The 13,762-nt window shown below is 43.4% G+C and carries 11 protein-coding genes; 7 read left to right on the top strand and 4 right to left on the bottom strand.

The window, feature by feature from the left end; all coding sequences use genetic code 11:
• Positions 1-4: 4 nt before the first annotated feature.
• Genes CW749_RS23290 through btuD form a run of 3 tightly spaced genes read left to right on the top strand, consistent with a single transcriptional unit; the run spans position 5 to position 2,831 of the window.
• Positions 5-1,039, top strand: coding sequence for a succinylglutamate desuccinylase (locus CW749_RS23290; protein ID WP_101114792.1), 1,035 nt, complete (start codon positions 5-7; stop codon positions 1,037-1,039).
• A 60-nt stretch (positions 1,040-1,099) separates the two neighbouring features.
• Positions 1,100-2,095 carry a vitamin B12 ABC transporter permease BtuC gene (btuC, locus tag CW749_RS23295; RefSeq protein WP_101114813.1) on the top strand — a complete coding sequence of 332 codons (996 nt, stop codon included), beginning with the start codon at positions 1,100-1,102 and terminating at the stop codon, positions 2,093-2,095.
• Entirely contained in the window at positions 2,082-2,831 is a 750-nt protein-coding gene (gene btuD, locus CW749_RS23300) for a vitamin B12 ABC transporter ATP-binding protein BtuD (protein ID WP_101114794.1), read from the top strand. Before btuC ends, btuD begins: the two co-directional genes overlap by 14 nt.
• Before the next feature lie 154 nt (positions 2,832-2,985).
• On the opposite strand, the gene CW749_RS23305 is transcribed toward btuD, so the two are convergent.
• The 3 genes from CW749_RS23305 to CW749_RS23315 form a co-directional block, all read right to left on the bottom strand.
• On the bottom strand, positions 2,986-4,425 hold the full coding sequence (locus CW749_RS23305) for a glyceraldehyde-3-phosphate dehydrogenase (RefSeq protein ID WP_101114796.1): 1,440 nt from the start codon (positions 4,423-4,425) through the stop codon (positions 2,986-2,988).
• A gap of 361 nt (positions 4,426-4,786) precedes the next feature.
• Complete coding sequence (locus CW749_RS23310) at positions 4,787-5,023, bottom strand: hypothetical protein (protein ID WP_224055410.1); 237 nt, start codon at positions 5,021-5,023, stop codon at positions 4,787-4,789.
• Positions 5,001-5,216: a hypothetical protein gene (locus tag CW749_RS23315; protein ID WP_101114799.1), complete on the bottom strand. Its 216-nt coding sequence runs from the start codon at positions 5,214-5,216 to the stop codon at positions 5,001-5,003. Before CW749_RS23315 ends, CW749_RS23310 begins: the two co-directional genes overlap by 23 nt.
• A 168-nt stretch (positions 5,217-5,384) precedes the next feature.
• On the opposite strand from CW749_RS23315, the gene CW749_RS23320 reads away from it, so the two are divergent.
• Positions 5,385-6,800 carry a DEAD/DEAH box helicase gene (locus CW749_RS23320; protein ID WP_101114801.1) on the top strand — a complete coding sequence of 472 codons (1,416 nt, stop codon included), beginning with the start codon at positions 5,385-5,387 and terminating at the stop codon, positions 6,798-6,800.
• A gap of 201 nt (positions 6,801-7,001) precedes the next feature.
• Here CW749_RS23320 and CW749_RS23325 read toward each other — a convergent pair whose 3' ends face one another.
• Complete coding sequence (locus tag CW749_RS23325) at positions 7,002-8,549, bottom strand: DUF3612 domain-containing protein (RefSeq protein WP_101114803.1); 1,548 nt, start codon at positions 8,547-8,549, stop codon at positions 7,002-7,004.
• A gap of 185 nt (positions 8,550-8,734) precedes the next feature.
• Here CW749_RS23325 and CW749_RS23330 point away from each other — a divergent pair, with 185 nt between their 5' ends.
• From CW749_RS23330 to CW749_RS23340, 3 genes are all read left to right on the top strand, one after another.
• Positions 8,735-10,906 (top strand): malate synthase G, encoded by a 2,172-nt coding sequence (locus CW749_RS23330; protein WP_101114805.1) that lies wholly within the window; start codon positions 8,735-8,737, stop codon positions 10,904-10,906.
• An 80-nt stretch (positions 10,907-10,986) separates the two neighbouring features.
• The gene (locus tag CW749_RS23335; protein ID WP_101114807.1) at positions 10,987-12,585 is read left to right on the top strand and encodes an isocitrate lyase; all 1,599 of its coding nucleotides are present in this window, start codon (positions 10,987-10,989) and stop codon (positions 12,583-12,585) included.
• 219 nt (positions 12,586-12,804) lie between these two features.
• Positions 12,805-13,449: a hypothetical protein gene (locus CW749_RS23340; protein WP_101114809.1), complete on the top strand. Its 645-nt coding sequence runs from the start codon at positions 12,805-12,807 to the stop codon at positions 13,447-13,449.
• Positions 13,450-13,762 lie beyond the last annotated feature (313 nt).

Here is a 13,762-nt window from a genome sequence, read left to right on the forward strand (position 1 = left end):
TACAATGCAGGGTTCACTTTTCAAACAGTCTTTTCTTTACGATACATTGGATCTTGATGGGGGCTTTTCCCCTCAATCTCTTTCATTATCGTCAGGTCATTTAAATTGGGTTGATCGTGGTGTCCTTCTTTGGGAGCCCAAGCAACTTTCTCAAGACAGTAAGAATGTCATCGTTTCTGCTGGTATCCATGGCGACGAAACAGCGCCAATGGAGTTAGTTGACCAATTGGTGAACGATATCGTGGATGGCAGCTTTGAACCTACGTCAAGATGTTTACTCATATTGGGGCACCCTCAAGCGACAAACCAACACACACGTTTTGTGACAGAAAACTTAAATCGATTGTTTGATGAAAGCGAGCGACCAGAAACCATCGAAACAGACATTGCGGGAAAACTAAAAGCACACGTTAAATCATTTTTTGAAGGTACCGAGCAAGCTACTCGCTGGCATCTAGATTTGCATTGCGCGATCCGCGCATCCGAGCACTTTACCTTTGCGGTCAGCCCTTACGTCGAACAACCTGTTCGCTCTAAAGAAATCGTTGAGTTTCTAGAGGCAGGGCAAATAGAAGCGCTGTTGCTTTCGAATTCCCCGACCAGTACCTTTAGTTGGCACTCAGCACACTTTTATGGTGCGCAAGCGTTAACAATGGAGCTTGGTAGAGTTTCAAAGCTTGGCAGTAATGATCTGGGTTTAATTTCTGCATTTGATCTTTCACTTCGCGCATTACTTTCAAACGATTCGATGCCAGCAAAGACAGACGCTTTAAAAGTGTATGCAGTTAGCCGCACCATCATTAAGAACCACCTCGATTTTAGTTTCACTTTTTCTGACGACGTATCGAACTTTACGCGTTTTGATAAAGGTGAGCTCTTGGGGTTTGATGGCGATACATTACTGTATGCTGAGAAACAAGGTGAAGCCATTGTGTTTCCAAACCCAAAAGTAGCGTTGGGTCAACGAGCCGTTGTTATGGTTGTTGAATCTGAAACTTGCTTTGAAAACGACCAGTTAGTAACGGTTAATGTAGATTGATACTTGCTTAATATGGTTTTTTATCGGTATGGTAGCGAGATGCTGACAAACCATACCGATATGAACTTTAACCAACTTATTCTAAACAAGCAGCGCAGATGGAAAAATTGCTTCATTGCAAGTTCGATCTTGCTGCTCGTCCTCTGCTTTAGCTACCTTTCTATCGGTGAAGTACTTATTTCACCCTTCAACTTTTCCGAACCACTCAATCAAATGCTACTTATGGAGCTAAGATTACCTAGGTTGCTTGCCGCTTTAGCGATAGGGTCTGCACTGGCGATTTCAGGTGCGAGTCTTCAGGTACTGCTGGGGAATTCGCTCGCAGAACCAGGTGTACTCGGTATTTCCGGTGGTGCCAGTTTGGCAATGGTTGTCGTATTGTTTCTGCTTCCCGTGATGCCAAGCCCTGAAGTATCGATGCTGGCTGCAATTGCAGGGTCGTTGCTCTTTACGCTTTTAATTGTGGGTATGGCGAGAAGCCTAAAGTTAAGTACACCAAGGCTATTATTGGTCGGTGTCGCACTTGGTATTTTATCGGGTGCTGTGGTGACTTGGGCATTCTATTTCAGTGACGATATGAGCATGCGCGTACTCATGTACTGGTTGATGGGCAGTATAGGGGGCACCAGTTGGCATCAACACACACTTACATTGCTTATGGTTCCTGTTATCGTCTGGTTGTGTTTACAAGGCAGCAAACTCGACAAACTCATGGTAGGGGAAACACACGCTAAACAGCTTGGTGTCGATGTGGATCAATTACGTTGGCGCTTGATCCTCGCCGTATCTTTGTTGGTAGGAATGTCCGTTGCTTTGGGAGGAATCATCAGTTTCGTTGGTTTAGTGATTCCACATTTACTGCGGTTAGCGTTTGGAACTGAAAACAAATACCTTTTACCTATGTCAGCTATTGCTGGTGCTGGTCTGCTGGTTTTTGCAGACATACTGGCTAGAGTTTCTCTCGACTCCGCTGAATTACCTCTTGGTGTTGTTACCACAACGATTGGTGCGCCTTTCTTCATTTGGATGCTATTAAGAAACCATGATTTGCGTTGATGCTTTGTCTGTAGGAAATCGACTTCTGCCTCTTTCATTTAAAGTGGAAAAAGGGGAAGTGCTGCATGTTATTGGTCCGAATGGTAGTGGGAAAAGCACATTGCTTTCTGCCTTGTCAGGTTTACTTGGGTATAAAGGCGAGATTCATTATGGTGACCGAAACATTGAGCAGCTTTCACTTGAAGAATTAGCCACCGTTCGTGCCTATCTTGTTCAACAAGAACGTCCAGCTTTTACCATGACAGTACTTCAATTCCTGTCTCTCTCCGTGCCCAATAGTCACACACTTGCCGATTTGGGTAAGCCATTGGAAACACTTTGTTCTCAGCTACAGATTGATGACAAATTGGTACGAGATACCACCACCTTGTCTGGAGGAGAGTGGCAGCGTGTGAGGCTAGCAGCAATGTGTATTCAAGTAATGCCTCAATGGAACTCTTATGGGAAGTTATTGATTCTAGATGAGCCCGCAGCGCCATTAGATATAGGGCAAGAGTCTCTGCTGTATGAATTGATCGAACAAATTTCAAAGCTCGGCATCACGGTAGTAATGGCAAATCATGATTTAAATAGAACCCTACAATATGCAGATAAAGTGCTGTTGCTTGAAAATGGCACGTCTAAAGGGTTCGGAGACGTAAAGGAAATCATGAATCCCGAACTGCTAGCAAAAGTGTACAAAACGAAGATCAGGCGAGTAGAGCTAGAAGGGTTGCCACACCTAATTTTTAGGTGAGTTAGAGAATGATCTTGAAGCCAGTGATTTGGAGCCAAAAAACCGCCCAGTGGAGCGTGGGCGGAAAAGTGGGACTATTATTATTGAAATAATATGATTACCAAACATAGCGCTAATCTATAAAGACCAGCGCTACGTAGGCAGATTCTAAAAGTTACGAAACACTCGGGTAGGTTTTGTAATGAACTCCCATCATTTGTTCCATACAGTGAACAACTTGGCAGCTGTAGCCAAATTCGTTGTCGTACCAAATGTAAAGTACGCAGCGGTTATCTTGAGCAATCGTTGCTGCACCATCAACAACACTTGGGTGACGTGACCCTACGATATCAGTAGAGACCACTTCAGTTGACTCAGTGTAATCAATCTGCCCAGCCAACGCGGAATTCAGTGCCATTTCGCGGAGGTATTGGTTCAACGATTCCTTGTCGACTTCTGATTCCAAGTTCAAATTAGCAACGGCCATTGAAACGTTTGGCGTTGGGACTCGAATAGAGTTACCTGAAAGTTTCCCAGCGAGTTCAGGGAGTGCTTTTGCCACAGCACTTGCAGCGCCAGTCGAGGTAAGAACCATATTCAGTGAAGCACTTCGACCGCGACGCTCACCTTTGTGGAAGTTATCAATAAGGTTTTGATCGTTGGTATAAGAATGGACAGTTTCAATATGACCAGAGTGGACGCCGTATTTATCGTTAATGGCTTTTAAAACTGGTGTAATGGCGTTAGTTGTGCAACTTGCCGCGGAAACAATGGTGTCTTCTGGCAGGATCATATTTTCGTTAACACCAAATACGATGTTTTTAATATCACCTTTACCAGGTGCAGTTAGCAGTACCTTAGAGGCACCGTTGCAAGATACGTGTTGACCAAGCCCTTCCGTGTCGCGCCAAACACCCGTATTATCGACAACAAGAGAGTCTTGAATACCATATTTACTGTAATCGACCTCTTCAGGCTTGTTTGCGTAGATGAACTGAATGTAATTGCCATTTGCAATAATGGCTTTGCGCTCTTCATCAATAATAATGCTGCCATTAAACTGACCGTGAACGGAATCACGACGAAGCAAGCTAGCACGCTTTTCAAGATCACCCTTCTTACCACCACGTACAACAACAGCACGAAGCCTAAGTGGGTAACCCGGACCGCTTTTCTCAACCAAAAGTCGCGTAAGCAGACGACCAATACGACCAAAGCCATAAAGTACGACATCGCGAGGCTCAGTCATTGGTTCGCCGTTTAATGGCTCGACAAGAGCTGTTGACAAGTAATCACGTAGATTTGTTTCATCTTCATTGTTTTGCCAGTAACCATGAGCAAGTTGCCCAACGTCAATGCGGCAAGGGGATAGTGACATTTCATTTAGACGCTGCAAAACAGGTAGAGTTTGCGACGGAGAAAGGTCGTTACCGACATAACGTCTAGCGAGTCGGTGTGCTTTAACGATATCAATAGTCGATGCGTTAACGAGAGGGCGACCAAAAAGCAAAACTTCTACGCCTTTTTGTCGGTAAAGCTGACCAAGAATAGGGAATATGGATTCAGCATTGGTTTGGCTTGTTTGCCAGTCTAGAAGGTATTTTTCTGGACTCATCTTTACTTTAGACCTTTTCACGTTTTATAGCTTAGATACAGCCTCACGGCTCAATCATAAGCTGGGTTAGGGATTATATTTTTATGTAGGGTGTTTGTTATATTTATGCGTGAGGATTGTAAAGTTGAGATGCTTATTCTGCTAGTAAAATTAATGATGGTGCTAAGAACGCTATAATGGATACTTAATGGTTTAAAACACCTAAAAAGACAAATGCTATGAGTGAATTTTGAAACAATTTGTTTACTTATGATTCGCTTAATTCGCGACGTAAACGTTTGGCATCACGGAAGGTGTGGAATTTTGGTGTTAATTACATAGAAAAGTGTGATCTAATTGGCGGCAATTACGCCTTGCCGCCTTAGATGGAGAAAATCTGACCTTCATTGCGGGCAATGAATTCGTCGAACTCAAAATTTACGGGTTGAAGCTGGATTTGTTGCTGTGTTGCCATATTAGGATCTTGTTTTTTGTGATCTGCTTCAGGGTAAGTTAATACCAAAGCTGTCGCGAACGCTGCCAAGTAAAAAGCAAACACGCTACGCTTTCTTAAAGCTTGCTTAATGCGCTCTCTTTTACTTACTTGTAATGTCATCATAATCTCCTTCTATAGTGGCACTGCGGCGAGTATTTGAACCGTATGTATGAAAGCCGTCTTTTTCCATTTTTCGTTCTAATCTTTTTCCCATAATTACTGCTGCAATGCCGATGAAAACCGCCATGAACAGACCAGTAAACAACGTAACAAGCCCAACAATAACTGATGCGATTGATAGTAAAATTCGTTTCATGGTGTTCCTTATGCTTCTTAATGAGAGAGTTCATATTAAGGAAAGATCTATGAATAGAAGATGAATGTATGATTCATACAATCGTTAGTTGCTTTAACCGTTGAAAACAAGGAGAATGGCGCCCTTTTTAGCGCCTGTGCGCTACTTCATAAAATGAGATTTTTTAATATGAGTTTTTCCTCTTTGGGTTTATCTGCTGAAATCATGAAAGCGATTGAAGAGCAGGGGTACGAAACTCCCTCACCAATTCAAGCTAAAGCGATACCAGCAGTCATCAAAGGAAAAGATGTTATGGCTGCTGCCCAAACGGGAACGGGAAAAACTGCTGGTTTCACACTTCCAATCCTAGAGCGCCTTGCAAAAGGACCTAAAGTTAAAGCAAACAATGTACGTGCACTTGTGCTGACTCCGACTCGTGAGTTGGCTGCACAGGTGAATGGTAGCGTTGTAAAATACGGTAAGTACCTGCCTTTAACCTCTAATGTTGTTTTTGGCGGTGTGAAAATTAACCCTCAAATGATGAAGTTGCGTAAAGGTTCCGATGTTTTGGTGGCAACACCGGGAAGGTTGTTGGATCTTTATCAACAAAATGCGGTTAAGTTTTCTCAGTTGGAAGTGTTAGTTTTAGATGAAGCCGACCGTATGCTGGATATGGGCTTTATTCGAGACATTAAAAAAATCTTGTCCTTCCTGCCTACGCAGCGCCAGAACTTACTGTTTTCAGCGACGTTTTCTGACGACATTCGCCAGTTAGCAAAAGGTTTAGTCAAGAACCCAGAACAAATTTCTGTAAGCCCTCCCAATGCCACAGCCAAAACGGTAGAACAGTACCTGTACTCCGTAGACAAAAAGAAGAAGCCATCAGTTCTCGCTCAATTGATTAAAGATAACGATTGGAAGCAGGTACTTGTGTTTTCAAAAACAAAACACGGTGCGAATAGGCTCAGTCGTTTCCTAGAAGCAGAGAAAATCTCTTCTTCGGCTATTCATGGTAATAAAAGCCAAGGTGCTCGTATCAAAGCTTTAGAGCATTTCAAAACAGGACAAATAAAAGTGCTTGTTGCGACTGATATTGCTGCGCGTGGCTTGGATATTCCTCAACTGCCACAAGTTGTTAATTTCGATCTGCCTCATGTTCCAGAAGATTACGTGCACCGAATTGGTCGTACTGGTCGTGCAGGCGAGTCGGGTAAAGCATATTCACTCGTTTGTGCCGATGAAGCCAAAGAGCTGTTTGCCATTGAACGCTTAATCCAGAAGCTGATTCCGCGAGAAACGCTAGAAGGTTATGTACCTGTTCATCCACTTCCTGCTTCTAAACTTGATACTCGCCCGATCAAGCCGAAGAAGCCAAAGAAAAACAAAAGCTTTGGTGGGCAGAATGAAGAAGGCAAGTCCAACTCTAATTCTTCCAACAAGAACCAGAAGCAAGGCAATCAGAAAAGACGTTTTAACTCTGACGAACAAAAGCCTAGACAGGGAAGAAGTAATCGCAATTCGAACGAGAACAAAGGCACATCTGAGAAGCCAGCAAGAAAGCCTCAGCGCAGACACAAGCCTAAGCCGAGCGCTAACAAAGCCTAATATTCACAAAGCATGGCGTTAATAAAGCTGAAGGTTGTCAGAGCCCAACAAACATAAGATTTGATAAGACTGTATTTGGTCTTTGAGATAAAAGAAAAGCGCCAAATTGAATGGCGCTTTTCTTGTTTCTAGCTAGTTGAAACATTGAGCTTCTCGAAACACCGATCTAATTGAAACATAGAGCTTTTTGAAATGATTAGCTTAGGCTCCTGAAACTGGCTCCAAATCGGAATAGCACTTAGGTACACGAGGGCAAACAGCACCGCGAGAACAAATCAAGCGAGCCCGATTATCTATTCCACGCTCTACCCAGTTGATGTTAAGGATCCGCGCCACAGTCATTAGCAATTTTCGAACTTTAAGCGGAATGATTGCCGTACCACCATTTTGAACGCATGCATCCTTTAAGAGATTAGCGACGGCAACAGAATCATGTCCCTGCGCATCAATTGCAGGGTTGAGATCCACACCAGTACACAAAACGTGTGGATTTCCTGCTAAATCCATGACTTTCTTCGATTCACAGCAGTAAATGTGTGGGACGTCGTTTTGGTAAAGAATGGAAATTTGCGCAACGGTTTTATCATCATTCAGCTTGTCATCATTCGACACCATTCGAAATACCGACCAGTGCTGACAGGGATCTTCCACCATCCGCATATTTCCCCATGGAAGGGGAATGCCGTTCCCGCGATAGACCGCTTTGAGTTTACCCGGATTATATGCATCGAAATAATGCCAGTGTGGGTAGGGAGAAACCGCTGTCATACGTCGCATTGCAATGGATTCAGATACGCCAGCTTGTTTACAAACGTCGATCTCATAGCCATTTCTATCGAGTAGCTGACGGAAAGGAACCCGTGGGCAGAGTAGAGCACCAGCAAAGAATGAGCACTCGAAATCTCGCCAAGCATGGAGAATCTTGGTGGAATCCAATTCAACAGATCCACCAGACTTAGATTCATCGCGAACCTCATAGCTCGGGTTGCTGTCGGCAACGACCATACTTTTCTCACCATCTCCATCATGCAGAACCATATGCCCAATGTTGACCGCTAAATCGTATTTAAGGCGAATAGAGTCTTTTTTCAAAGACTTATTCAAATGTAAGGTAGCCGGCGCTTCAAAGTAAGAGCGAAGAACACGATGAACTTCTATGCCATTAGAGCTGACGCTGCTTTGCGTGGATTTTTCAAACCATTTGATCTTCAAACCGACGTTTTCACAGATTTCGAGCAAATCTTCCACACTCAGTGGCATTCGCTTTTTACCGATTTCTTCTGCTGCACGTTCCAGATCAGGGAAGTGGTTTTGGTGATGCTCTTGGTGAGCACGTATCAGAAGATGCGCAAACTGCCGACCTGTTGTTCCTGTCTGAGAGAGCATCTCAGGAATAGCAATTTGCAGAATCTCATTAGAGAAAAGAAAACTGGGCTCCAGCGCCATCCCCCGAATACCGCCACGGCTTCCTTTCTCTGGCACGATCTCTTTTTGATCGTGCGCATCATCCAGAAACCATTGAACATTTTTCTGAAAAACAGACGCGATAACTTCCAGCATATCTTCACTCGGTACCCGTTTTCCTCGCTCTATCATCGACAAATACGAGACAGAAGGGGCGGATTCAGGGTCCAGTTTTACACAGCGTGATGACAGATCTTCCAGCGTTAAGTTGTTTCTTTTCCGTAGGTTACGGATTTTTGTGCCCAAAAAATGGGATTGTCTAAATAGACTTTTTGTATTTTTCATAGTTGTAAAATTTACATTGTGAAATTTTCTTTGTGAAATTTTAGTAAATATTTAGTTAAAGTGAATGTGTAGCGAACAATAAGCGAGCAGAAATGATTCAAAAGGAGAAGCTGCTCACTTAATCAACACTTTCCCTAAGGGAATCAATGAATATACAGACCAAGAATTTCACGAGGAATGAAGCGATGAGTCTACCGAAAACAAAGGAATGTCATTTTCATCAAGGCTTCTATGAGTTCATCAATCAGGAAGTACTGCCATTAACCGATTTGGAACCTAATGAGTTTTGGGAAAATGTGGCACGTTTAGTCAGCGATCTTACGCCTCGAAATCAAGCACTACTGGCGAAGAGACATCAATTGCAAACTCAGATTGACCAATTTCACCGTGAAAATCGCTCCTTCTCTCAAAACCAATATCAATCGTTTTTAGAAGAAATTGGCTACTTAGAGGAAGAGGGACCGGACTTTCAAATCGAAACGCGAAATGTAGATGAAGAAATCGCTTCAATAGCAGGACCACAACTGGTTGTTCCGATTCGCAACGCTCGATTTGCATTGAATGCTGCTAACGCGAGATGGGGAAGTTTGTACGATGCACTTTATGGCACCGATGTGATTAGCCAAAACGGCGCGGGTATGAACGTAGGTAAAAAATACAATCAAGCACGTGGCAAAAAAGTGATTGCGTTTGCAAAAGACTTTTTGGACGAAGTTTTCCCTCTTAACGAAGGTTCGCACCACGACGTTGAAAGTTACACCGTTTACTTCAAAAACCTGCTGGCCTTTTTCCCTGATGGTACTCAGGCGGGCTTAAAACACCCTGGGCAATTTGTGGCAGCAAGCGATCTTGATAGAGAGCCCACATCGATCATTTTAAGAAACAACGGTCTCCATATTGAAATGATCATCAACAGCTGCGGAACCATTGGTAGCCAAGACTTAGCAGGCATTGATGACATTCAAATTGAATCGGCAATGTCGACCATTATGGACTTTGAAGATTCGATAGCCGCAGTCGATGGCGACGACAAAGTAGAAGCTTACACCAACTGGTTAGGCTTGGTTACGGGGTCACTTAAGTCTGAGTTTACCAAAAATGGCAAAACTCTAACGCGTAAGTTAAGTGACGATAAAGTGTACACCGGACGAAATGGCGACGACTACACCCTACATGGTCGTTCGCTTCTCATGATTCGAAACGTTGGTCACCTTATGGGTATCGACTTGATGACAGACCAAGAAGGAAACGAGGTGCCGGAAGGCATCATGGATGCCATCGTTACGTCTCTCATTGGCAGTATTGCCATCAAGAATTCAAGCGCATGTCGCGTCTCGAACAGCAGAACAGGAAGTATCTACATAGTGAAGCCCAAGATGCACGGACCTGAAGAGGTTGCGTTTTCCTGTGAACTGTTTAGCCGTGTTGAGTCCATGTTAGGTCTCGCTCCCAATACTTTAAAAATCGGGATTATGGACGAAGAACGCCGCACTTCATTAAATCTTAAAGAGTGTATTCGCCAAGCGAAAAACAGAGTGGTGTTCATCAACACGGGATTTTTGGACCGAACTGGTGACGAAATTCATACCAGTATGGAAGCCGGTCCCTTTCTTCCAAAAGGTGAGATCAAAAATCAGCCATGGATTGCTGCTTATGAGCAAAATAATGTCGCGGTTGGTCTTGCCTGCGGTTTCTCTGGAAAAGCCCAAATTGGTAAAGGAATGTGGGCGATGCCAGATGAAATGGCAGAGATGATGAAACAAAAAGTGGCCCACCCATTATCTGGGGCAACCACAGCTTGGGTGCCGTCACCAACAGCAGCCACTTTGCATGCATTGCATTATCACCAAGTGAATGTTTTTGAATGCCAAAAAGCATTAGAAATAGACGCAGGTTCACTCAAAAACAACATGCTGAAAATTGCCTTAATGCCGCAAGAAACCAACCTAACTGCAAAGGATATTGAACAAGAGTTGGAAAACAACATTCAAGGGATCCTTGGTTACGTGGTTCGTTGGGTAGAAATGGGAGTGGGGTGTTCGAAAGTGCCAGACATCAACAATGTAGGCTTGATGGAAGACAGAGCAACACTACGTATTTCCAGCCAACACATTGCGAACTGGCTAGCACATAAAGTGTGTAAAAAAGAACAGGTTGAGAGCATCTTAGCGCGAATGGCAAAAGTGGTGGACGACCAAAACGAAGGCGAAAGTGGCTACAAACCTATGACGCCAGATATTGAATCAAGCACCGCGTATCAAGCTGCCAGAGCATTGATATTTAAAGGAGCAGCGCAGCCAAGTGGCTACACAGAACCGCTACTTCATGAATACCGAAAGCAAGCAAAGTACCACTGAATTAAGCAGTTGTATATTCAAGAAAATGATTAGAAACATCCAATAACGTGAACACAATAAAATATTAAAAGAGAGATACCATGGAAAATTACAGAACGGAAACCCAAAAGGCAGACGAACTTATCCAGCAACAAGGACAAACTTGGGCGGCAATTAACCCTGAATATGTGGCACGTATGCGTCTTCAAAACCGATTTCAATCCGGTTTAGACATTGCTCGCTATACAGCAAAAATCATGCGTGAAGATATGGAAGCGTATGATAACAATAGCGAGAATTACACGCAGTCTCTCGGTTGTTGGCACGGGTTTGTCGGTCAGCAGAAAATGATTTCCATTAAAAAGCATTTTGAAACTACTCGTGGTCGTTACCTATACCTTTCTGGATGGATGGTTGCAGCGCTTCGTTCCGAGTTCGGCCCTCTGCCCGATCAGTCGATGCACGAAAAAACCACAGTACCAATGTTAATTGAAGAGCTGTACACCTTCTTAAAACAAGCAGACGCTCGTGAGCTTAACCACCTCTACAAAGAATTAGATGGTGCGCGTAACTCCGGCGACACAGTGAAAGCGCAAGCGGTCCAAAATCAAATCGATAATTTTGAAACCCACATCGTGCCAATCGTCGCAGATATCGATGCCGGTTTTGGTAATGAAGAAGCAACGTACTTGCTGGCGAAAAAGATGATTGAAGCAGGTGCGTGCTGTATCCAAATTGAAAACCAAGTATCGGATGCGAAGCAGTGTGGTCACCAAGATGGCAAAGTAACAGTTCCGCATGAAGACTTTCTAGCGAAGATCAATGCTGTTCGCTACGCATTCTTGGAGTTGGGTGTCGACGACGGTGTGATTGTGGCACGTACGGATTCGTTAGGTGCAGGTCTTACTCAGAAAATCCCAGTGTCGCAAACAGCGGGCGATTTGGCTGACCAATACAATGAGTTCATCGATGGGGAAGAAATCAGCTCACTCACCGATTTAGACAGTGGCGACATGGTATTGAAGCAGGGTGATAAGTACATTAAGCCGACTCGTCTACCAAATGGTTTGGTTCGTTTCAAACCGAATACAGGTGAAGACCGTGTGGTATTGGATTGCATTACCTCTCTGCAAAATGGTGCTGACCTGCTTTGGATTGAAACCGAGAAACCACACGTTCAGCAAATCGCAGGTATGGTAAACCGCATCCGTGAAGTGATTCCAAATGCGAAGTTGGTATACAACAACAGCCCATCATTCAACTGGACGTTGAACTTCCGCCAACAAGTATTTGATGCGTGGGCAGAAGAAGGTAAAGACGTGTCTAGCTATGAACGTGAGAAATTGATGAGCAGTGTGTACGACGATTCAGAACTCGCAGTATCTGCGGATGAAAAAATCCAAAGCTTCCAACGAGATGCAGCGAGAGAAGCGGGTATTTTCCACCACTTGATTACGTTGCCGACTTACCACACAGCGGCATTGTCTACCGACAACCTAGCGAAAGACTACTTTGGCGAGAAAGGGATGTTGGCTTACGTGAAAGAGGTACAGCGTAAAGAAATCCGTCAAGGGTTGGCGTCGGTTAAACACCAAGACATGTCGGGTTCTAACATTGGTGACGATCACAAAGAGTACTTCTCTGGAGAGCAAGCGCTGAAAGCCTCTGGTGAAAACAACACCATGAATCAATTCGCCTAAAAAAGCGTCTTAATTAGGAAACGCCAACCTTTTAAAAGGTTGGCGTTTTTGTATTTGTTGGATGTATCAAATGAAGATGTTTTTTAAGGTTTTAGAGAGATATGCATCCTAGCGGTATGTTTTTTGAATTCATGCCCTATGCTTCCATTTAGCATGTAATTAATCGACTATCAGCTACTATTTTATCCTGACTTTACTAACCCTTATAAAGGTTGAATAATGAGTTACTTACAAAAGATAGGTGGAATTACGGCATTATCTGAGGCTGTTATTTATGTATCAGCCTTTGTATTTTTTGGCGTTTATTGGGATTTTCCGGTTGATGCCAACTCGATGAAAAAATTGGCTTTTCTTTCTGAAAATCAAACCATTTTTTCCATTGTAAACCTCGTTATGTATGTTCTGTTTGGTATTCTTTTGGCTGTGCTCGTACTGGCAGTTCACGAGCGTTTGAAAATCAATGCTCCGAATCTATCGAAAGTGGCTTCAATTTATGGGGTGATATGGGTGGGTTTGGTCATTGCCAGTGGAATGATTTCAAATATAGGTTTAGCTGCTGCCCTTGAATTATCAACAACGAACTCAGAACAAGCCATTTTAGTTTGGTCTATTATCTCCACCATAGTTGAAGGTATCGGTGGTGGAAACGAGGTTGTTGGAGGCTTATGGGTTTTATTGTTAAGTATTGCTGCTTATAGATGCAATGAATTTTCTAAAGCTTTTAACTTCTTGGGCTTTTTCGTTGGCATTGTTGGTATTCTGACGATTTATCCCGCTGAAGTGCTCACAGCCATTTTCGGCATCACTCAAATAGTATGGTTTTCTTGGTTGGGTGTGGTGATGCTTTCTGGTAGTAAGAACTAACCAATAAGATATGAACACTGCTTAATTACGAGTGGTTTTGCTCTTTGTCGCAGGTTTAGGTTAGTTGTCCCTTGAATTAAAGGGCGTTCTTCGGTTTAAACTAAAGCAAATGAAGTCGTGACGAAAGATCCATTAATACCATAAAGTACAGTTTTCATTGAATTTAACGAGTTATGCTGTTTCTTATCCATAACTGAGGTCATATAGAATTAAGCAATCAAAGCACGTAGAAGTTATAGCTCGTAGAAATGAAAGCTCGTAGAAACAAAAAGCCCGAGTATTGAAACTCGGGCTCAGATTGATGACGAACCCC

The sequence above is a fragment of the Vibrio sp. vnigr-6D03 genome (assembly GCF_002835515.1).
GTDB lineage: Bacteria > Pseudomonadota > Gammaproteobacteria > Enterobacterales > Vibrionaceae > Vibrio > Vibrio penaeicida.